Origin of the sequence: Paucibacter sp. B2R-40, from assembly GCF_025717555.1 — a bacterium.
Classification (GTDB): domain Bacteria; phylum Pseudomonadota; class Gammaproteobacteria; order Burkholderiales; family Burkholderiaceae_C; genus Paucibacter_A.
Genome location: NZ_JAJIRP010000002.1, coordinates 351856 through 372361, shown reverse-complemented (window position 1 = coordinate 372361; position 20506 = coordinate 351856). Strand labels below are relative to the sequence as shown.

The window sequence follows — 20506 nt, the reverse complement described above, 5'->3', positions numbered from 1 at the left end:
GCAGGCCCAGCGGTAGAGCAATCAAATGCCGACTTCGATTAAATAAGTGGAATCCTATTCCAACATTCTAGAAACCCCCTCAGTTCAGACCTATCAGGCGCTGCGCGTCGGATCTGGCCTGAGTGGCAAGTCCGACGAGGCCGCAGCGCGCGGCTTGCCGAATACTCTTTTTGCCGTCCAGATCATTCATGAGGCGCAGGCCGTCGGTATGGGGCGAGTCATCGGCGACGGCGGCTGCTTCTTTCAAGTCGTGGACATCGCCGTACTCAAAGAGCATCAAGGGCGTGGACTAGGCAAACGCATCATGGCCGAGATTCTGAAATACATTGAAAGCAATGTTCCGCCCAGTGGCTACGTTAGTCTGATTGCGGACGGCCAAGCGCAAGATTTGTACGCTCAGTTCGGCTTTGTGCCCACTGCGCCGCGTTCGGTCGGGATGGCGTACAGGAGACCGAAGCTGGCTGCCTAGCCCGAAGCGTGGGGATCTTCATCTGGTCGCAGATTCTTGGACGTAAAAAAGGCGCCCCGCAGGGCGCCTCGATGGCATGGGCTTGCCGAGTTAGATCCGCTTCGCCAATTCCGCCGCCTTGCCCACATAGCTCCCCGGCGTCATCGCCAACAGCCGCGCCTTCTCGGCCTCAGGAATCTCCAACCCGTTGATGAACTCGCGCACACCCTCGGCCGTGATGGCCTTGCCGCGTGTCAGCTCCTTCAGGCGCTCATAAGGGTTGGGCAGGGCAAAGCGGCGCATCACCGTTTGAATCGGCTCGGCCAGCACTTCCCAGGCGCCGTCCAGATCTTCCGCTAGCTTGGCCTCGTTGACCTCCAGCTTGTCCAGGCCCTTGAGCAGAGACTCATAGCCCAAGACCGCGTAGCCGATCGCCACGCCCATATTGCGCAAGACGGTGGAATCGGTCAGGTCGCGCTGCATGCGGCTGATCGGCAATTTCTGGCTCAAGTGAGTGAGCAAAGCGTTGGCCAAACCGAAATTGCCCTCGGCATTTTCGAAGTCGATCGGGTTGACCTTGTGTGGCATGGTCGAACTGCCGATCTCGCCGGCAATCGTGCGCTGCTTGAAGTAACCCAAGGAGACATAACTCCACACATCGCGTGACCAGTCGATCAGAATGGTGTTCAAGCGCGTGACCGCGTCGAACAGCTCGGCCATATAGTCGTGCGGCTCGATCTGGATGGTGTAAGGGTTGAACGTTAGACCCAGCTGCTGCTCGATCACGCGCTGGCTGAAGGCCTCCCAGTCGAACTCGGGCCAGGCGCTCAGGTGGGCGTTGTAATTGCCGACCGCACCGTTCATCTTGGCCAGCAATTGCACATCGGCAATGCGGGCACGCGCATTGCGCAGGCGCGCCACGACGTTGGCGACTTCCTTGCCAATCGTGGTCGGGCTGGCGGTCTGGCCATGCGTACGGGCCAACATCGGCGTGGCCGCCATGGCGTGGGCCATGGCCGTTAGCTTGGTAGTGATGCGGTCGACGGTGGGCAGCAGCACGTCGGCGCGCGCGGCTTTGAGCATCAGGCCGTGGCTGGTGTTGTTGATGTCTTCGCTGGTGCAGGCAAAGTGTACGAATTCGCCGGCTGCCTTCAGCTCGGGGCTGTTCTCGAAGCGCGACTTCAGCCAGTACTCGACCGCTTTGACATCATGGTTGGTGGTCTTCTCGATGTCCTTGATCGCTTGCGCGTCGACTTCCGAGAAGCGCGACACCAAGCCGCGCAGCAGGCCGCGGGCGGCGCCGGTCAGCGGCTTGAACTCGGCAAAGCCGGCATCCGACAAGGCGATGAACCATTCCACTTCAACCTGCACCCGGCGGTGCATCAGGCCGAACTCGGACAGCAGGGGGCGCAGCGCAGCCACGCGCGAGGCGTAGCGGCCATCCAGCGGCGAGAGGGCGCTGATCGAGGAAAAGGCGGATAGGTTCATGGCGATGGGCGTCCAAGCGGGCGCGTTGGTGAAGCAAGAGTGCAAGGGCGGCATTTTATGCGGCAGGGGTGGCTCGACATTGCGCGGCCCACGGGGGGCTGGGCTTTGCGATGACGGCGGGCGAGTTTTTGTGCAAAGGCTCGCGGAACTTTCTTGTTGGGGGTTAAGTAGTTTGATTACATGGACAAGGGAATAAGGAGAGTAAAAACAGTAATCATCGGGAAAACACCATCTATCGCATGTAGTTTTACTTCATTAGCATCGCGCCGAATTCGGGCTCGGCTCCATCTTGGGTCAGCCTTGGTTTCCTGAAAGAAGGATGCATATGACGATTCAATGGTCCAGGATGCTGCGCGAGACGCGGCGGGTGGTGGCTCAGCTGAGCTTGGGGCTGGCCGCTGCGCTGGCCTTGGGTCAGCTGAGTGCGTGCGGCGGCGGCGCTGCACCCGATTCAAATGCGGCGACGCTTGAAGCCGGCAGGGCGACCGGGCTGTCAGTCGACGCCGATTCGTCCGATTCGACCGTTCTGGCAGCCGTGCCGCTGCCGCCCGATGCGCGCCGCAAAGCTGCGGCGGCGGTCAGCACCTCGACGCTGCGCGTGCATTACCGCCGCGCCAATGGCGACACCGCCGGTTGGCAGTTGCACAGCTGGGGCGCGGCGCAGAGCCCGAACTGGAACGAAGGTTGGAACGCCACGGGCAGCGACGACTTTGGCGCGATCTACGACGTGCCGCTGGCGGCCAATGCCGGTGAAGGTGGCTCAGTCGGCTATCTGCTTCACAAGGGCGATTGGAAGGACTGGGGCGGCGCCGATCAAAGCTACACCTTGAAGCCCGGTGCGAATGAAATCTGGCGGCTCGAGGGCGACGCAAGCACCTACGCCAGCAATCCGCTGGGCTTGCCGGTACCGGACATCAAGACGCTGCGGGTGCATTACAAGCGCTTCGACAGCGCCTATGCGAGCTGGGGTCTGCACCTGTGGAATGGCAGCGGCCTGAACGCAGCTGCGCTGCCGGCCGGCATGGTGATTGACCAATGGGGCAGCCCGGTCGCGCTCAGCGCGATGCCCGGCTACGCCGCAGGCGCGGGCGAGGTGGTGTTTGACATCCCGGTGCTGAACCCCCAACTGGGCGGCGGCCAAACGGCCTTGGAATTCATCATCCACGGCATGGCGCCGAACCAGGGCGACAAGGACGGGCGTGACAACAATATCCGCGTCGACTATGCCTCGCTCAATATCAAGAATCAGGTCGGCGAGATCTGGTTGGTGCAGCAAGACCCCGATGTCTATCAGGCGCCGCCCGATTTGCGCTCCGTCTCCAGCACCGACTCGCGCGCTGTTTGGTTGAACAAGAGTCTGCTGCAATGGCCGCGCGTGACCGCCGACGGCGTGGTGCGCCTGTACTACTCGGCCAAGGGCCAGATCGTCGTGCAGCGCGACGCGCTGACGCAAGGCAGTGACGGCTTTATCACGCTGGACGCCTTTGCCGGCACGGTGCCAGCCGACGCTGCGCTGCGCTTCAAATATGTGGCCGCTGGCGCGGTGTTCAAGGTCCGCGAGGCCGACTTGGTTCGGCTGCCGTTTTTGCACACCCAGCAACTGGTGCTGGTGCAAGAGAACGCGGCCGGCCTGGCTCAGAACGCCAGCACCACGCAGATCGCCGGTGCCATGGACGAGCTGTATGCAGCAGCTGCAGACGAGGCTAACTTCGGCGCGGTGGTGGCGCAAGGCCGCACCAGTTTCAAGCTCTGGGCGCCGACCGCGCAGGCGGTGTCTTTGATCATTTCAAGCGACAGCGCTCAGGCGCTGACACGCACTGAATCCATCCCAATGCAGCTCGACCCCGCAACCGGCAGCTGGAGCTTGAGTCTGGCGGGTGATCGATCCGGCCAGATCTATCGCTTTGCGGTGCAGGTGTTTGTGCGCGGTGTTGGCCTGGTCCGCAACCAGGTGACTGACCCCTATTCGCTTGGGCTCAGCATGGGCAGCCAGCACAGTGTGGTGACGAATTTGCAGTCGCCGGCTTTGAAACCGGCAGGCTGGGACGAAAGTGCGCCTCCGAACACGGTGGCCAGCAGCGCGGACATGAGCATCTATGAGTTGCATGTGCGTGACTTCTCGATCAATGACAGCACGGTGCCGGCCGACAAGCGCGGCAAGTACCTGGCCTTTGCCGAAGCCGGCTCCAAGGGCATGAAGCACCTCGGCGCGCTGGCGCAAAGCGGCCTGACCGATGTGCATCTGCTGCCGGTGTTCGACATTGCCAGCGTGAATGAAAAGAACTGCCTCACGCCTACGCCAAGCGGCACGCCGGACGGCGAGACACAGCAGGCCGCAGTGGCAGCCACGGCGTCCAGCGACTGTTTCAACTGGGGCTATGACCCGCTGCACTTCAGCACACCCGAGGGCAGCTACGCCAGCTCGGCGGCCAAGCCGGCAGCAAGGGTACTGGAATTCCGCAGCATGGTGCAGGCGCTCAACGCGGCCGGGCTGCGCGTTGGCATGGACATGGTCTACAACCACACCAGTGCCTCCGGCCAGAATGCCGCCTCGGTGCTGGACAAGGTGGTGCCGGGCTACTACCACCGGCTCAATGCCGTGGGTGGCGTCGAGCGCTCGACCTGCTGCGAAAACACCGCCGCCGAAAACCACATGATGGCCAAGCTGATGATCGACTCGGCCATCACCTGGACGCGCGACTACCGCATCAGCTCGCTGCGCTTCGACATCATGGGCCACCACCCGCGCTCGGTGATGGAGGCGCTCAAGGCGCGCGTCAAGGCTGCCACCGGCCGCGAGGTGCAGATCCTTGGCGAGGGCTGGAACTTCGGCGAGGTGGCCAATGGCGCGCGCTTTGTGCAGGCCGAGATGATGAGCTTGAACGGCTCCGGCATCGGCAGCTTCAACCCCTTCATCCGCGATGCGGTGCGCGGCGGCAGCTCGTTTGATTCCGGCAACAACCAGTTCGCCAACCAGGGCTATATCAACGGCTTGTTCTATGACCCGAACGGCTTTGGTGGCGGCAAGACCCGCGGCGACCTGATGTGGCAGGGCGATCTGATCAAGGCCAGCTTGGCCGGCTCGATCCGCAGCTTCCAGCTTCAGACCAGCTGGGACGCGAACCTGCGCTTGGAGGAAATCAATGCCGGCGGCCTCTCCGCAGGCTATGTGCTGGAGCCCTCCGAAGTGGTCAATTACGTGGAGAACCACGACAACACCACTTTGTTCGACAACAACGCCTTCAAGTTGCCGTCCAGTACCAGCCGCGAAGACCGCGCCCGGGTGCAGATCCTCGGTGCGGCCATCAACAGCTTCAGTCAAGGCATTGCCTACTTCCATGCCGGCGTCGACACACTGCGCAGCAAGTCCATGGACCGCAATAGTTATGACTCGGGTGACTGGTTCAATAAGCTGGACTGGAGCTATGCAGACAATAACTTCGGCGTCGGCCTGCCGCCCGCTCGTGACAACGCCGACAACTGGCCGCTGGTCAAGCCGTTGTTGGCAAATCCCTTGATCAAGCCGGCCGCTGCTGACATCGCCTGGACTCGCGACGCCTTCCGCGACCTACTGGCCATACGCAAGAGCACGACCTTGCTGCGGCTCAGAACTGCCGAGGACATCAAGGCGCGCCTGAGCTTCCACAACACCGGCAGCGCACAGGAGGCCACCGTCTTGGTCGGCCACCTGAATGGCGCGGGCTATGCCGGTGCCAACTTCCAGGAGTTGGTCTATCTGATCAATGTGGACAAGAGCGACAAGCAGCTGAGCGTGCCCGCGCTGGCCGGCCGCAATTTCGAGCTGCATCCGGTGCACCGCGCGCCGGGAGCGGCCGACAAGCGCGCTGCGCAGGCCAAGTACGAGGCCGGCACAGGGCAGTTCACGCTGCCGGCGCGCACGGCGGTGGTGTTTGTGGTGCAGCAGCCTTTGAAGGCCAAGCGCGGCGGTTGAGGCGGCGGTTGAGAAGCGGCTAAGGCGCCAGTTGAGGCGCCGGCTGAGTCTGCGAGGCCAGATCAGCCGCGCGCTCTCTCCAGTGAGCGGCGGATCTTGCCGGCGTCTTGCAGGCGCGCGGCCGAGCCGTCGGCGTCCAGCAAGACGACGGTGACGTTTTTACCGCCGCTGGTCATGCGCATGGTCAGGCAGCGCCCGGCCTCGTCGGTGTAGCCGGTTTTGGACAGATGGATGTCCCAGCCCTTTTTGCCGACCAGGCGATTGGTGTTGTGAAATTCGCGCTTACGGCCGCTGACGGGGATGGTGGCCTTTTTGTCGCTGGTGATGTCGGCAATTGCCGGGTAGCGGGCGGCTGCAGCGGCGATCTTGGCCACCTCGTTGGCCGTCGAGGTGTTCTGCGGTGACAGGCCGGTGGCTTCGTTGATCTGGGTATGGGTCAGTCCGAGGGCGCGAATTTTTGCGCTCACCGCCAATTGAAAGGCCGCCAAGCCGCCAGGGAAGGTGCGCGCCAAGGCGGCCGCGGCACGGTTCTCCGAGGACATCAAGGCCAAGGTCAAAGCGTCTTGGCGGGTCAGCTGCGCGCCCACCGGCAAGAACGAGAGGCTGTGTTTGAGCGTGTCCCTATCGGCGCTGTCGATACGGATGGTTTCCTGCATGTTCGGCTTCGCATCGAGCACCACCATCGCGGTCATCAGCTTGGTCAATGAGGCGATCGGCACCACGCTGTCGGCGTTTTTTTCCTTCAAGACCTTGCCCGAGCTGTCATCCAAGACCAGCACATGCTTGGCGTTGATGGGCACATCGCTGAGGCTGGGCACCTTCTCACTGGTGGCCTTGCCGGAACTCTTGGCCTGGGCCGGGAGGAGCGCGGCGCCCAAAATCAGGAGTAGAGCTAACTTCAAAGGCTGGCGTGCAGAAGGCGTCGGGGAGCGGGTCATCAGTTGAAGTGAAACAGTGTTGGTGGGCTGGGCTTCATTCTAATGAGCTTGGCTTCGATGGCCGGTGATCAGAGTGTTAGGCTGACCCCTCTAGTCCCGAAGCAGCGAGGCCGCTTTCCATGCTGATACGCAATGTTTGCCTGCCCGATGGCCGCCAAGGCCAAGACGTTTTGGTGCAGGGCGGCTGCATCAAAGCCATAGCGCCGCAATTGCCTGCGGTCGAGGGCGTGCAGGAGCTTGACGGCCAGGGCTGGCTGCTCAGCCCACCATTTGTCGATGCGCATTTCCACCTTGACGCTGCATTGAGCTACGGCCAGCCGCGTGTCAATCAAAGCGGCACCTTGCTGGAAGGTATTGCGCTATGGGGCGAGTTGAAGCCGCTGCTGACGCAAGAAACCTTGGTTGAGCGGGCGCTGAGCTATTGCGACTGGGCGGTAGCCAAGGGCCTGTTGGCGATACGCAGCCATGTCGATGTGTGTGATGAGCGTCTACTGGCGGTCGAGGCGCTGCTGCATGTGCGGGAGCGGGTCAAACCCTATCTGGACTTGCAACTGGTCGCCTTTCCGCAGGACGGCTTGCTGCGTGCGCCGGGTGCGCTCGAGAACCTCAAGCGCGCGCTGGACATGGGCGTCGAGGTGGTCGGCGGCATTCCGCATTTCGAGCGCACTTATGAGCAGGGCACGCAAAGCATCAAACTGCTGTGCGAGCTGGCGGCCGAGCGCGGCCTGGCCGTCGATATGCATTGTGACGAGAGCGATGACCCGGCTTCGCGCCATGTCGAGACCTTGGCGTTTGAGACCCAGCGCCTGGGTCTGCAAGGGCGCGTCACCGGCTCGCACCTGACTTCGCTGCATTCGGTTGACAACTATTACGCCTCCAAGCTGATCGCCTTGATGGCCGAGGCGCGCCTGCAGGTGGTGGCCAACCCGCTGATCAATATCACCTTGCAGGGGCGGCATGACAGCTACCCGAAACGGCGCGGTATGACGCGGGTGCCGGAGTTGCTGGCGGCCGGCGTCAATGTCGGCTTCGGCCATGACTGCGTGCTCGACCCCTGGTACAGCCAGGGCAGCGCCGATATGTTGGAGGTGGCCAGCATGGGTTTGCACGTGGCACAGATGACTTCGCAGGCCGGCATGCACGCCTGTTTCGACGCCGTCACCGTCAACAATGCGCGGCTGATGGGTCTGGCAGGCTATGGACTTGAAGTGGGCGCTAACGCCGATTTCGTGTTGCTGCAGGCCCGCAGCCCTGTCGAGGCCCTGCGTCTGCGGGCCCAGCGTTTGCTGGTGGTGCGGCGGGGGCAGGTTTTGAGCCGCTGTGAGCCCAGCACCGCGCGGCTGAGCCTGGATGGCCGCCCGGCCACACTTGACTGGACGCTTGCCCAGACTTCCAAGTGAATACCCTAGAACCCATGAACTTGGGGTGTCCGCCTAGCTCGATACTTGGTACAAGAGATGCAGGGTCGATATCGTTCGGCTTTGCTTGTCTTTTTCCTATTTGGAGAACTCAGATGAAAACTCGCTCACTCTTCAAGCCTTTGCTGGCCTTGGCCGCCTTGTCGGCGCTGCCGCTGGCGGCACAAGCGACGGTCTACCAGTTCAATGCGACGCTCACTGCCGCGCAAGAAGTGAGCGCTTCGGCCTCAACGGCCACCGGTGTTGCGACGCTGTCTTATGACGATATGGGCACGGTGTCACTGGCTGACGACAGCTACAACTTTGCGATGTCGGTGTTCGGCCTCAGTGGCGGCGCTGTCGCGGGCACGGCAGCCAGTGCTTATCACATCCATGGACCTGCCGCCGCCGGGGTCAATGGGCCTGTGCGGGTCGGGCTGGACAATGTGCCGTTTGTCTCTTTGAATGCAGGCAGCACCTTGTTGGTAGGCGGCAGCAATGTGGCGCCTTCTGCTTTTGGGGCGATGTCCATGAAGGATGCGCTATTGGGCAGCTTGGCCTATGTCAATGTGCATACCGTCGCCAATCCAGGCGGCGCAGTGCGCGGGCAATTGCTCTTGGTGTCGGTGGTGCCGGAGCCTTCGAGCTACGCCTTGCTGCTGGCTGGCTTGGGCGTGGTGGGCTTTGTGGCGCGACGTCGCCGCGTGGCTTGAGATTGACCTGTTTTTCGTCCAACCCGCCTTGTGCGGGTTTTTTCTTGTCCGAGCCAAGGCCGGCGTCTGCACCAGAAAGCCGACTTTGTACAGTCTGGCGCGCAACATTGCCTTGGCTAGAATGAATCGAACTAGGACGAAGTCATTGCAACCCATATGAAACTCATCGGATCACTTACCAGCCCCTTCGTTCGCAAGGTGCGTATCGTGATGGCCGAAAAAAAGCTCGACTACCAGCTGGTGCTGGAGGACGTCTGGAGCAGCGATGCGATTCTGAAGATGAACCCGCTCGGCAAGGTGCCTTGCCTGGTGATGGAAGGGCAGGACTCGATCACAGGCGCGGTGTTTGATTCGCGCGTGATCGTTGAGTATGTGGACACGCTTTCGCCGGTCGGCAAGCTGATCCCTGAACGTGGCCGCGAGCGCACCGAGGTGAAGACTTGGGAGGCCTTGGCTGACGGCGTGATGGACGCCGCTGTTTTGGCGCTGTTGGAAAACAAGTTTGCCGGGCGCACGGCCGAGCAGCGCTGCGAAGCTTGGGTGCAGCGCCAGTTGGACAAGGTGTTGGCCGCCTGCACCGCCATGAACCATGGCCTGGGTGACAAGGCCTGGTGCTGGGGCAATCATTTCTCGCTGGCCGATATCTCGGTCGGCTGTGCCTTGGGCTATTTGGACTTCCGCTTCCCCGCAATTGACTGGCGCAGTGCAAATCCGAATCTGGCGCGCCATTTCGAGAAGCTCAGCGCACGCCAGAGCTTTATCGACACTGCCCCGCCAGTGGCCTGATTTGACGCGGGCCGATTGGCCAAGCCTTGCTGCCCCAGCTCTACTCCTTTCGCCGCTGCCCCTATGCCATGCGGGCCAGGTTGGCCTTGCAGTATGCCGGCATAGTGGTTCAGATCCACGAGGTGCAACTGCGCGCCAAGCCGCCAGAGTTGCTGCGCCTGTCGCCCAAGGGCACGGTGCCGGTGTTGCTTTTGCCCAGCGGTGAAGTGTTGGAGCAAAGCGCCGACATCATGTTTTGGGCCCTGGCGCAGGCCGATCCGCAAGCTTGGCGTCGGCCCGACTTGGACGCGCAGGCCCTGCCTTGGCTGGCGCTCAACGATGGGCCTTTCAAGCAATTGCTGGACCGCTACAAATACCCGGACCGTCACCCTCAGGCGACTCAGCCGCAATGGCGCTCCGAGGCCGAGGCCTTGATGCTGGTGCCGCTGGATGCGCTGCTGCAGCGCTCCACCTATTTGCTCGGTGCGACGCCGAGTTGGCTGGATCTGGCCTTGCTGCCTTTTGTGCGCCAATTTGCGGCGGTCGACGCGGCCTGGTTCGAGGCCGCTCCTCACGCGGCGCTGCGGGGCTGGTTGCATCGATGGTTGGCGAGCGATCTGTTCGCCGCCATCATGGCCAAGCCGCCCTTTGCTGCACAATCGCCGGCATCAAACTGCTAGTTAGCAAAAGGAGCCCCTATGGGCGTGAAAAGTGTGTTCTTTGGCCTGTGGTGGCTGATTCGCAAATTCTGGGCCGTGTTGGATGCGAGCCGGCGTACTTTGTTGAACCTGTTGATGCTGGCGTTGCTGGTGGCGCTGGTGAGCGGTCTGGTCTCGCGCGGCCCGGCGCCACTGAAGGACAAGACCACCTTGGTGCTGGATCTGCGCGGCAGCTTGGTCGAGCAGTTTTCGGGTTCGCCGCGCGAGCAGGTGATGGCACAGTTGAAAGGCAATGCGCAGCGTCAGACAAGGCTGCGCGATGTGCTGGCGACGCTGGAGGCTGCCGGCAAGGATCCTAAGATCAGCATGGTGCTGCTGCAACTGGATGAGTTTGACGGTGCCGGCATGGCCGGACTGCACGAAGTGGCGGCGGCGCTGAAGCGCTTCAAGGATGGCGGCAAAAAGATCGTCGCCTATGGCGATCATTTTGATCAGCGCGGCTACTTTCTGGCCGCGCAAGCCAGCGAGATCTACTTGAATCCGCTCGGCACGGTGAGGATCGAAGGCTTCGGGCGCTATCGCAATTACTACAAAGATGCCTTGGATCGGCTGGGTGTGTCGGCCAATGTGCTGCGCGTCGGCACTTACAAGAGCTTTGCCGAGCCCTATTTCGCCAATGCACCGTCGCCAGCTTCTTTGGAAGCAGAGCGCTATTTGCTGGGCGAGTTGTGGGCCGGCTACACCGATGCGATCGAGGCAGCACGCAAGCTGCCCAAGGGCTCGGTGACCGCCGGGATTGAAAAGCTGCCCGAGGCCTTAGAGGCCGTGGGCGGCGACGCGGCCAAGCTGGCGCTGCAGTCCAAGTTGATCGACGGCATCAAGACCCGCGACGAAGTGCGTGAGTTGTTGATCGCGCGCGGCGCCAAGGATGACAAAGGCAATAGCTATCGGCGTGTGTCTTTCGCCGAATATCAGGCCCATGTAAAACCGATCTTGGAGCATGGCCCGGCGGTGGGCGTGGTGGTGGCCGAGGGCGAGATCAGCGACGGCACGGCCGGGCCGGGCCGCATCGGCGGCGATTCGACCGCCCGGCTGATCCGCCAGGCGCGCGAGGATGAGAACATCAAGTCGCTGGTGCTGCGCGTCAACTCGCCCGGCGGCAGCGCTTTTGCGTCGGAAGTGATTCGGCGTGAGTTGGAGCTGACGCGCAAGGCCGGCAAGCCTGTTGTGGTTTCCATGGGCGATGTGGCGGCTTCGGGCGGTTATTGGATTTCGATGGCCTCGGACGAGGTGATTGCCGAGGCCGGCACCATCACCGGCTCGATCGGCGTGTTCGGCATGCTGCCGACCGGCGACAAGCTGCTGGAGAAGTTGTCCATCCACACCGGCGGCCACACCACCACCTGGCTGGCCGGCGGCTACGACCCGCGCCGCCCGCTCGACCCGCGCTTGGCTTCGGTGGTGCAGTCCGGCATCAACCACATCTATGCCGAGTTCACCGGCAAGGCCGCAACGGCGCGCAAGAAGACGGTGGCCGAGCTTGATGCCGTCGCGCAGGGGCGTGTCTGGACCGGCGCGCAGGCTGTGGAGCGTGGCTTGGTGGACCGCCTGGGCAGTTTGGACGACGCGATCAAATCGGCCGCCGCCAAGGCCAAACTTGGCACCGATGCGCGGGTGAGTTATGTCGAAGGCGAAATGGGCCGCTGGGAGCGTTTGCTGAGCAGTCTGGAGGATGTGTTGGCACCGTCGATTGCTGCTGCCATTCGCGCCGAGCTGGGCTTGAGTTTGCCCGCTGCCCTGCAGGAAGCGCGTGCCGAGCTGGCTTTCGTCGCTGAGATCAGCAACAGCCGCAAGCCCTTCGGGGCGGTCGTGCATTGTCTGTGTACGGCGCCGTGAACTCAGGAGGGCGTCCGACGGCCCTCTTATAATGATGGCCAGCGCCGATTTGTTCCGAATTGCGGGCGCTTAATAAATTCCGCTAAAGAGGGACTCCGCAAGCCGGCGTCCGCTTACTCTCAGCGGTGCCGGTTTTGTTTTTTGGAGGCTTTTCACTGATGCCACATATGGGTCAATTGGGCGACGTCAGCCCTCAGCGCATGGCTTTTGCGCAGCCGTTGCGTCTGCGCAGCGGGCTGGAGCTGCGTGACTACGAGATGGTCTATGAGACCTACGGCGAGCTGAACGCCGCACGCAGCAATGCAGTGCTGGTCTGCCACGCCCTGAACGCCAGCCACCATGTCGCCGGCACCTACGCAGGCCAGGAAAAAAGCGAAGGCTGGTGGGACAACCTGATCGGCCCCGGCAAACCGCTGGACACCGACAAGTTCTTCGTCATCGGCATCAACAACCTGGGCTCCTGCTTCGGTTCGACCGGCCCACGCGATGTCAATCCGGCCACGGGCAAGGTCTATGGTGCTGACTTCCCTGTCGTCACCGTGCAGGACTGGGTCGACGCCCAGGCCCGCGTGCTTGACGAGTTAGGCATCACGCAGTTGGCGGCAGTCTTGGGCGGCTCGCTGGGCGGCATGCAGGCGCTGGACTGGGCCTTGCGCTACCCCGAGCGCCTGCGCCACTGCATCGCGATAGCGACCGCGCCGGCCCTGTCGGCGCAGAACATTGCCTTCAACGAGGTGGCGCGCCGGGCCATCATCACCGACCCCGATTTCCACGGCGGCCATTACGCCGAACATGGCGCAATCCCGAAGCGCGGCCTGCGCGTGGCGCGGATGATTGGCCACATTACCTATCTGTCGGACGACGCGATGGAGCAGAAGTTCGGCCGCAGTCTTAGGAAGGCTGGCGCTGATGGGAGAGCGGCCGAGTTGGGTTACACGACCCAGGACATCGAGTTCCAGATCGAGAGCTATCTGCGCCACCAGGGCGACAAGTTCAGCGATTACTTCGATGCCAACACCTATTTGTTGATCACCCGCGCGCTGGACTACTTCGACCCGGCGCGTGAGTTTGGCGGTGACCTGAGCCGTGCTTTTGCCAGCGCGCGCTGCAAATTTTTGCTGGCCAGCTTCACGACCGATTGGCGCTTTTCGCCGGCCCGCTCGCGCGAGATCGTCAAGGCCTTGCTGGACAACAAGCTCGATGTGTCTTACGCGGAAATCGACGCGCCGCATGGGCATGACGCCTTTTTGCTGGAGGACCCGCGCTATCACGGCGTCTTGCGGGCCTATTTCACTCGCATTGCAGGAGAGCCGGCATGAGCAGCGGCATCATCGAACAAATCGCCGCGCTGGTGCCGGTCGGCTCGCGCGTGCTGGACCTGGGCTGTGGCACCGGCGAACTGCTGGCCTATTTACAAAAGCATCGCGGCTGCACCGGCTACGGCGTCGAGCTGGATGACGCCAATTTGCTCGCTTGCGCGCAGCGCGGCGTCAATGTGATTCAGCTCAATCTGGAAGACGGCTTGACCATCTTCGAGGATCAGAGCTTCGATGTGGTCTTGCAATTGGAGACCTTGCAGCATCTGCGCAATACCGAGGCGATGCTGCGCGAGACCGCCCGCGTCGGTCGCATCGGCATCGTCAGCTTCCCCAACTTCGCCCATTGGCCCAACCGTCTGCAGGTCGCCTTGGGCCGCATGCCGGTGACGCGGGTGCTGCCTTATGAGTGGTACAACACGCCGAACATCCGGGTCGGCACTTTTGCCGACTTTGAGGTGTTGGCACACAAGAACCGCCTGCGCATTCTGGATGCTTTCGGCATTCAGGACGGACAGGCGGTGCGACGGTTCCCCAATCTGCTGGCCAGCATGGCCGTGTTCAAGTTCGACCGTGGTTAGACGCGCAGGCACTTAAGTGCCCGCTGTGCCCTTCGCTTCACCCCGCTCATAAACCGAGTTAGCCCGTCCGACCAGCAAGGGATCGAGTTGGCCGAGTTTGGCCAGATCTTTGTTGGTGTAGGGCAGTTGGTGCAGCACATGGCGCATCGCGTTCAGGCGTGCGCGCTTTTTGCAGTCCGACTTGACGACGGTCCAGGGTGACTCGGCGATGTCGGTGTGGAAGAACATCGCCTCTTTGGCCTTGGTGTAGCTGTCCCATTTGTCCAGCGAGGCCAGATCGATCGGTGACAGCTTCCATTGCTTGAGCGGGTGCGCCTCGCGCTCCTTGAAGCGGCGGCGCTGCTCGGCCCGGCTGACCGAGAACCAGAGCTTGACCAGGTGCACGCCGCTGCGCACCAGATTGCGTTCGAACTCGGGGGCCTGACGCATGAATTCGACATACTCGTCATTGCTGCAAAAACCCATCACCCGCTCGACGCCGGCGCGGTTGTACCAGCTGCGATCAAACAGCACGATCTCGCCGGCGGTGGGCAGATGCTGCACATAGCGCTGGAAATACCATTGACCGCGCTCCACCTCGCTGGGCTTTTCCAGCGCCACCACTCGCGCACCGCGTGGGTTGAGGTGTTCCATATAGCGCTTGATGGTGCCGCCCTTGCCGGCGGCGTCGCGGCCCTCAAACAAGATGATGACCTTCTGCCCGGTCGCCTTGACCCATGCCTGCAGCTTCAGCAGCTCAACTTGCAGCTGGTATTTCTGCTGCTCGTAGGACTTGCGCGACATCAGGTTTTTGTAGGGGTAGCCGCCGCGCCGCCAATCGGCCGAGAGCTCATCGTCCGGGTGCGCACCGTTCAGCGGTGTCGCGTGCAGTTCTTGCAGCAAGGCCTGGCGCAGCGCGGCAGCATCGTCAGCCGAGGCGCCGGCCACGATGGCCTTCACCGACGAGGCCAGTGCATCCGGGCCGCCCTTGGCGACGATGTCTTTCAAGGCCGCCAACTCGCGCTCGCGCGCCGCACTCAGTGCTTCTTTGACCACATGGCGGGCGATGCGCTTGGCATCAGAAGTGCCGGCGGTGTCGCCGCTGCGGCTGCGGCGCGGCTTGTCGGCGGCGGCAGCTAGCTTGGCTGCGCTGGGTGGAACGGCCTTTTTGGCGGCAGGGGGCTTGCGAGGGCTTGTACTCATGGCGGCGGGTTATTTGTCATGAAAGTGTCACGTTCGCATATCAAGCCGCGATTGTTCTTGATTTGCCTCAAGTGATGCAAGCTCAATCTGGGTCGCCGCTGGCAAGCGAAGTCGTTGATACTCTGCTCAATTGGGCGCAGGCCCATTCCCTTGCTGACTTGGCTTGATCAAGGGCAACATGAAGGTTCGGCAGTGCGTTGTCAGTTGTGGTCTTGGCTTGCTCGGCTTGCTGATGCTCGATGGCCGGGCCATGGCACAACAATGCTCACGCGCGATTCGCGTGCCGGTGGCGCCGACAGGCTTTAACGTCAAGGTGCAAGGCGACAAAGTCGAGGGCGTCTACCCTGACTTGCTGCGTCAAATTGGTTTGACGAAAGCTTGCGAGTTCGTTTTTCCTGTGGTGCCGCGAGCCCGCTTGGCCCTGATGTTTTTCGACAGCCATGAGGCCGATCTGTTCCTGCCGGCCTCGCGCAACTCCGAACGTGATCAAAAGGCGCAATTCGTGCCCATGCTCAAACTGACGCCGGCGCTGATCACTTTGAAAAGCCAGCCGGCACTGATTGCCGATGTGCGCAGCTTGCTGGCCAAAACCAGCTGGCGTGCGGCCATGGTGCGCAGCTATAGCTGGGGCGATGAGTATGGCGCGCTGATGAAGCAATTGGAGGCCGAGAAAAGGGTCGATTACGTCAGCGATTTACGCACCGTTGGCCTGATGCTGCGAGCCGGCCGCGTTGAGTTCACCATTCTGCCGCCGACCCTGCTTTACTCGGCCTTGCAAGAAGGGCGCAGCGTGGCGGATGCTGCTGGTGATTTGCGTTATGCTGAATTGACCGGCTTGCCGCGCTCGGAGGTTGGCGCCTATGTGTCACGGCAGTCGCTGACCGAGGCCGATCAACTGCTGCTGCGCGAAGCCTTGGCCGGTGCGGCTCGCGACGGCAGCTTGCTGAAGGCTTTGCAGCGCTATTACCCGCCTGAGGTGTTGCAGCATGATGTGCAACTGCAATGACGCAGCCCCTTCAAGGTGGGTCAGGACGGATCAGGACGCGTCGAAGCGGCCCAGCCGCACCATCGTATTGCCCGGTTTGCCATGTTTGAGGCTGGGCATCACCAGCACGGTGTTGTCATAACTGGTTTTGAAGACGGTGTCGCCATCCTGCGCAAAAGCGCTGCCGGCCTTGGCAATCACATCCAGGCCGCGCACCGGCTGCAGGAAGTGAAAGTCGGCGCTCAGCGCCGTGACGGCCCGGTCGACCCGGATCAACTGCTGCTTGGCCGGCAGCGCCAGGCGCAGGCGCGCATCAGCCCATTGCGCGTCCACCATGCCGCTCAGCTTGAGGAAGCGCACCAGGCAGTCGATCGCCACGTCGGCCGAGCTTTGTTCCCAATGCTGGCCGCATTCGATCAGCAAGGCGTTCTTGGGGCTGGCAGGGTCCCCGAAGCCGCCGCGGTCTCGCATGCGCAGCCCTGAGGGGTGGCCGGTGTCGATCAGCAAATCGCCCGGCATGCCCAGTTCGCGCGCGAACGCGGCACCCTTGTCCTGCATGCCGCACACCATCAGCGGGCGGCAGGCGTCTTGCATCGAATGAATGTCCAACAACAAGTCCGCGCGGTCTACAAAGGGCTGCAATTGGCGCGCCCTGCGCAACTCAAGCGAGTCGCCGGGTCCGAACAAGACGCTGTCATGCCAGACACGGTTGAGGTCTTCGTCGACGCAGCGCGAGGCGTTCGGGTCAGCCGCGTCAAAGCGCGCGAAGGCCTCGACATTGGCAAAGCTGATGACCAACTGGCCATGCAGCGGCAGCAGGCTGCGGCCCAAGCCCTGCTTGAACAGCCAGTCCAGGGCGATCGCGCCGCACAGCTCATTGCCATGCGTCAGTGCCTGCACCATCACGACCGGGCCGGGGCGGCCCGAGTCGAACAGATGGACGTAATCGACTCCGCTGGCGCTGGTGCCGGTGCTGGTTCGATAGGGCGTGATGTCGGGCGGACTCAGTTCGATAGTTGGGGTCATGCTGGCTTTCCTTCCTTCATTCTTTGGGCGTGAACTCACCGAACTCGGTGCGCTCGTCGTTCTTGAATTCGCCCTCCCAGCGGTCGCCGTTGGGCCAGTAGAAAATGCCTGTGCCATGCTTGCGCCCGGCGACCCAGGCGCCCACATAGCGCTCCCCCGTTTTCCAGGTGTAGCTACCCTGGCCCTGCGGATCACCTTGTAGAAAAGCGCCTTCATAGCGGTCACCCGAGCTGAGTTGCATCAAGCCTTGGCCTTGCGGTTGGCCGGCCACGATATCGCCTTCGTAGCGGTTGCCGTTGACAAAGCGCAGCACGCCCTTGCCCTGCGGTACGGCGCGCACCCAGTCGCCCTCGAACTGCTGGCCACCCTTCCATTGGAAGCTGCCCCGGCCATGTGGCAGGCCCTGGTTGACCTGACCCTTGTACACATCACCGCTGGCGTATTGCAGCTGACCTTCGCCTTCCGGGCTGCCGTCTATCAACGTGCCTTCGAATTGGTTGCCATTGATGAACCAGACCTTGCCCTTGCCGGTGGCCTTGTTTTGCACCCAGTCACCGCTGTAGCGCTGGCCGCTGGCCCAGATGAACTCGCCCTTGCCGTGGCGCACGCTGTGCAGCAAGTCGCCGATATAGACATCGCCATTGGCCCATTCGACCCGGCCATTGCCTGTCACGACCTGACCCTCTTCGCGCGTGAACAAGCCTTTGTAGCGGGTGTCACCGGTCAGCACATCCAGCTCTTGAGCAGCTGATTTGCTGGCCACCGCAGTCAGCACGACGGCGGCTGCAACGCCGGCACTGAGCGGGTTGGCGGTCGCGGCAGCGGCAGCGGTAGCGGTAGCGGTAGCGGGCGCAGGGATCGGCGCGGGTGCGCTCGATGAGGGAGTTGGCGCCGCCAAAGCTGATGTTGCCGGCAGTTTGGCGGGCGCCTTGTTGGCGCTCGCGCCGGCAGCTGCTTGGACAAGGGGCGTGGGCGTGGGCGAGGGCGTTGGTGCAGCCTCGGGCGCTTGCGTCGCGACCCAAGGTGTGCCGCGCTCGCGTGCCAGCGCTTGGGCATTGTTGCCGGCCAACTCTTGCGCATTGCCCTTGCAGGCGGCATTGGCCTTGCGCCAGAGCGTTTCCGAGGTCTGTGACTGCTGCTGTTTGTCGGTTGGGGTCAAGCTGGCGGCAGCGGCTTTGAACTTCTGTGTGTACTCGCGGGCACGCTCGAACAAGGGTGCGCAGTGTTCCGAGTTATGTGCGTCGATCTCGGCTTGTTCGCGCTTTTTGCTGGCGATCTGCTGCTGCGCGCCAGTGCAATGCTCGGCGGCCAAGTCCCACATGGTCTCGGCCTTGCTGTAGAGCGAGGCGGCGTCCATCCAGCGGCGCTCGCCGAAGGCCCGTGCGGCCAGTTCCTGCAGGGACGCGGCATCGCGGTGCGAGAGCTCGCATTGAGAGCCGGCGGCTTGGCGCTCGGCCAGCAGCGCGCGCTGGCGTTCGCTGTCATTGAGGTTCTTTTGAGCGCGCTCGCGTGGCCGGCCTTCGCAGCCGTCCAGGGCTAGGGTCCATTGCGCAATCGCGCGGTCAAACAGCTTGGCGGTCTCGTCGATGCCCTTGTTCTGGCTCAGCGCAGTGGCGGCGCGCAGCTCGGTAGACATGGCGCGTTGGGTCAGCACCGAGCAAGTCGGTGCGGCCGGCGCCGGTGCGGCAGGCTCGGCGCTCTCTGGGGCGGAGGCCGCCGCGTCTGGCGCTTCGGCGACCACTTGGGCCCAGCCGGACCATGGGCTCAGGAACAGGCTGAGGGACAGGGCGATGGCCCCGAACTGGCCGGCTTTCGTGCTGCGTTTCGTCATCATTTGCGTCCACTTGACTCGGTCGGAATGTCCAGCATGGCATCGATCAAGCCGCGCGCAAAGGGGCTGCTGCCGGGGTCGCTGGCACTCTCGTAGGAAAAAGTCGTAGGTGCCGAAGCCAAGGGCATGGCACCGATTTCGAGTGCCAATTCGCTCGCCTTGAAGCCGCGCAGAATCGCTTGAACTTGCCCATCCAGCCCCTTGTTCTGCGCCAGCTTGCTGAGCGCTTCCAGGCGTTCGATGTCAAGCGCAAACGCATTGCCGGCGAGGCTGCGCTCAAGTAACTTCTGATGCAGACTGAAGGCCGCCAAGGGGTCAGCGCCGAGCTTCGCGGCGCGCTCGAAGGCCCATTGATCGGCTTGATCAAACACGGTGGATGCGATCCACGCCACGCCGGACAGCGAACTGCGGTTGGCGGCAGCCGCCTGCAGGCCGTTCATCACTTGCTGCTTGCTCAGCTCCTTGCCGGCATCGATCAGGCCTTCGCGAATTCGCTGCGCCGCCAAGGCCCTGCCTTGCTCGATCAGCTGTTGTTTGACGATCTCGGAGGCGACCGATTTAGCCGCCACCTTGGCCGCGCTGACGGCGGCCTCGGCCGCCAGGGCCGCGCCGTGCAGGCCGGTTGCCAGCGTGGCCAAGTTGTAAAGCGTGCCGACGATCTTGGTGCCGTAGTGATAGGTCTTCATCCGCGCGCCGCCCTCTTCGGACAGGCCCTGCGTCCAAAGCACCGCCCACAGTGCTTCATCTTCGCTGAGCTGTGCTTTCGACAGTTCCAGCGAATGCATGCTCAGCAACCAGTGGTAATCCTGCACCTCGGGCGTGTTGGGGGGCGCCAGGCGGGCGTAACCCCGGCAGACCTCAAACGGCGTGATCGCCCGGCTGGCGCCGCCGCTGAGGGTGACAAAAAAGGGCTTGCCGGCGTCGCGTGCGTCGGCCAGCAAGGACAGCAAGGTCTCGCTGTCCTTGTCGGACTTGCCCGCCACGGCCAGCAGCTTGTCACCCGGATTGAGCGTGGAATTGGGTGCGGCGGCCACCACCGTCAAACGCTCGTCGACATTCAGCCCGCGTACCCAGGCGACGCGGTCGTTTTCGGCCCAGCCATAGCTGGTCGCGACCGCAAAGGGCAGCTCCCACTGGCGGTCGCATTTGGGATCTTTCAAGGTGGCGCTGCGCACAATGGCGGGCCGCAGACTTTGCTCGCCGCTGCCATAAGCACGGATATTGGCCAGCAGGCTTTCATCAACCTTACGCCCATCATCGACGGTGTACTTGGGTGCGGCGCAGGCGGCCAGCAAGAGAGGCAGCAGCAGTGTAAAAAGTGATCTCATG

The 20506-nt window shown here is 62.7% G+C and carries 16 protein-coding genes; 10 read left to right on the top strand and 6 right to left on the bottom strand.

Going from position 1 to position 20506, the window contains the following annotated elements; genetic code table 11:
• Positions 1–46 precede the first annotated feature (46 nt).
• A complete protein-coding gene (locus tag LNV09_RS05550; protein WP_263556085.1) occupies positions 47–469 on the top strand; it encodes a GNAT family N-acetyltransferase in 423 nt (140 codons plus the stop codon).
• Between the two features lie 90 nt (positions 470–559).
• Here the strand turns inward: LNV09_RS05550 and purB are convergent, their stop codons facing one another.
• Entirely contained in the window at positions 560–1936 is a 1377-nt protein-coding gene (gene purB, locus LNV09_RS05545; protein WP_263556084.1) for an adenylosuccinate lyase, read from the bottom strand.
• Positions 1937–2261: 325 nt separating this feature from the next.
• Here purB and LNV09_RS05540 point away from each other — a divergent pair, with 325 nt between their 5' ends.
• Positions 2262–5888: an alpha-1,6-glucosidase domain-containing protein gene (locus LNV09_RS05540; RefSeq protein ID WP_263556083.1), complete on the top strand. Its 3627-nt coding sequence runs from the start codon at positions 2262–2264 to the stop codon at positions 5886–5888.
• A 62-nt stretch (positions 5889–5950) separates the two neighbouring features.
• On the opposite strand, the gene LNV09_RS05535 is transcribed toward LNV09_RS05540, so the two are convergent.
• Positions 5951–6826, bottom strand: a complete 876-nt coding sequence (locus LNV09_RS05535) for a serine hydrolase (RefSeq protein WP_263556082.1) — start codon at positions 6824–6826, stop codon at positions 5951–5953.
• Positions 6827–6945: 119 nt separating this feature from the next.
• Between LNV09_RS05535 and LNV09_RS05530 the strand changes: the two genes are divergently transcribed.
• The 7 genes from LNV09_RS05530 (at position 6946) to metW (ending at position 14153) form a co-directional block, all read left to right on the top strand.
• The gene (locus tag LNV09_RS05530) at positions 6946–8226 is read left to right on the top strand and encodes an amidohydrolase family protein (protein ID WP_263556081.1); all 1281 of its coding nucleotides are present in this window, start codon (positions 6946–6948) and stop codon (positions 8224–8226) included.
• A gap of 113 nt (positions 8227–8339) precedes the next feature.
• A complete protein-coding gene (locus tag LNV09_RS05525; protein WP_263556080.1) occupies positions 8340–8936 on the top strand; it encodes a CHRD domain-containing protein in 597 nt (198 codons plus the stop codon).
• 156 nt (positions 8937–9092) lie between these two features.
• Positions 9093–9722: a glutathione S-transferase C-terminal domain-containing protein gene (locus LNV09_RS05520; RefSeq protein ID WP_263556079.1), complete on the top strand. Its 630-nt coding sequence runs from the start codon at positions 9093–9095 to the stop codon at positions 9720–9722.
• Positions 9723–9748: 26 nt separating this feature from the next.
• Positions 9749–10381, top strand: a complete 633-nt coding sequence (locus LNV09_RS05515; RefSeq protein ID WP_263556078.1) for a glutathione S-transferase — start codon at positions 9749–9751, stop codon at positions 10379–10381.
• An 18-nt stretch (positions 10382–10399) separates the two neighbouring features.
• On the top strand, positions 10400–12256 hold the full coding sequence (gene sppA, locus LNV09_RS05510) for a signal peptide peptidase SppA (RefSeq protein ID WP_263556077.1): 1857 nt from the start codon (positions 10400–10402) through the stop codon (positions 12254–12256).
• Positions 12257–12423: 167 nt separating this feature from the next.
• The gene (gene metX, locus LNV09_RS05505; protein WP_263556286.1) at positions 12424–13575 is read left to right on the top strand and encodes a homoserine O-succinyltransferase MetX; all 1152 of its coding nucleotides are present in this window, start codon (positions 12424–12426) and stop codon (positions 13573–13575) included.
• Positions 13572–14153: a methionine biosynthesis protein MetW gene (gene metW / locus LNV09_RS05500; protein WP_263556076.1), complete on the top strand. Its 582-nt coding sequence runs from the start codon at positions 13572–13574 to the stop codon at positions 14151–14153. Before metX ends, metW begins: the two co-directional genes overlap by 4 nt.
• A gap of 12 nt (positions 14154–14165) precedes the next feature.
• Here metW and ppk2 read toward each other — a convergent pair whose 3' ends face one another.
• Positions 14166–15335, bottom strand: coding sequence for a polyphosphate kinase 2 (ppk2, locus tag LNV09_RS05495; RefSeq protein ID WP_263556075.1), 1170 nt, complete (start codon positions 15333–15335; stop codon positions 14166–14168).
• Between the two features lie 250 nt (positions 15336–15585).
• Between ppk2 and LNV09_RS05490 the strand changes: the two genes are divergently transcribed.
• Positions 15586–16341, top strand: coding sequence for a substrate-binding periplasmic protein (locus tag LNV09_RS05490; protein ID WP_263556074.1), 756 nt, complete (start codon positions 15586–15588; stop codon positions 16339–16341).
• Positions 16342–16371: 30 nt separating this feature from the next.
• Here LNV09_RS05490 and LNV09_RS05485 read toward each other — a convergent pair whose 3' ends face one another.
• The 3 genes from LNV09_RS05485 to LNV09_RS05475 are packed head-to-tail and all read right to left on the bottom strand — an operon-like array spanning position 16372 to position 20505.
• Complete coding sequence (locus tag LNV09_RS05485) at positions 16372–17346, bottom strand: M14 family metallopeptidase (protein WP_263556073.1); 975 nt, start codon at positions 17344–17346, stop codon at positions 16372–16374.
• Between the two features lie 16 nt (positions 17347–17362).
• On the bottom strand, positions 17363–19177 hold the full coding sequence (locus LNV09_RS05480; RefSeq protein ID WP_263556072.1) for an MORN repeat-containing protein: 1815 nt from the start codon (positions 19175–19177) through the stop codon (positions 17363–17365).
• Positions 19177–20505, bottom strand: coding sequence for a hypothetical protein (locus LNV09_RS05475; protein WP_263556071.1), 1329 nt, complete (start codon positions 20503–20505; stop codon positions 19177–19179). Before LNV09_RS05475 ends, LNV09_RS05480 begins: the two co-directional genes overlap by 1 nt.
• Position 20506 lies beyond the last annotated feature (1 nt).

Coding starts and splice junctions, on each gene's coding strand:
- purB (WP_263556084.1), bottom strand. CDS start 1,936: ATGAACCTATCCGCCTTTTCCTCGATCAGCGCCCTCTCGCCGCTGGAT.
- LNV09_RS05540 (WP_263556083.1), top strand. CDS start 2,262: ATGACGATTCAATGGTCCAGGATGCTGCGCGAGACGCGGCGGGTGGTG.
- LNV09_RS05535 (WP_263556082.1), bottom strand. CDS start 6,826: ATGACCCGCTCCCCGACGCCTTCTGCACGCCAGCCTTTGAAGTTAGCT.
- LNV09_RS05530 (WP_263556081.1), top strand. CDS start 6,946: ATGCTGATACGCAATGTTTGCCTGCCCGATGGCCGCCAAGGCCAAGAC.
- LNV09_RS05525 (WP_263556080.1), top strand. CDS start 8,340: ATGAAAACTCGCTCACTCTTCAAGCCTTTGCTGGCCTTGGCCGCCTTG.
- LNV09_RS05520 (WP_263556079.1), top strand. CDS start 9,093: ATGAAACTCATCGGATCACTTACCAGCCCCTTCGTTCGCAAGGTGCGT.
- sppA (WP_263556077.1), top strand. CDS start 10,400: ATGGGCGTGAAAAGTGTGTTCTTTGGCCTGTGGTGGCTGATTCGCAAA.
- metX (WP_263556286.1), top strand. CDS start 12,424: ATGGGTCAATTGGGCGACGTCAGCCCTCAGCGCATGGCTTTTGCGCAG.
- metW (WP_263556076.1), top strand. CDS start 13,572: ATGAGCAGCGGCATCATCGAACAAATCGCCGCGCTGGTGCCGGTCGGC.
- ppk2 (WP_263556075.1), bottom strand. CDS start 15,335: ATGAGTACAAGCCCTCGCAAGCCCCCTGCCGCCAAAAAGGCCGTTCCA.
- LNV09_RS05490 (WP_263556074.1), top strand. CDS start 15,586: ATGGCACAACAATGCTCACGCGCGATTCGCGTGCCGGTGGCGCCGACA.
- LNV09_RS05485 (WP_263556073.1), bottom strand. CDS start 17,346: ATGACCCCAACTATCGAACTGAGTCCGCCCGACATCACGCCCTATCGA.
- LNV09_RS05480 (WP_263556072.1), bottom strand. CDS start 19,177: ATGACGAAACGCAGCACGAAAGCCGGCCAGTTCGGGGCCATCGCCCTG.
- LNV09_RS05475 (WP_263556071.1), bottom strand. CDS start 20,505: ATGAGATCACTTTTTACACTGCTGCTGCCTCTCTTGCTGGCCGCCTGC.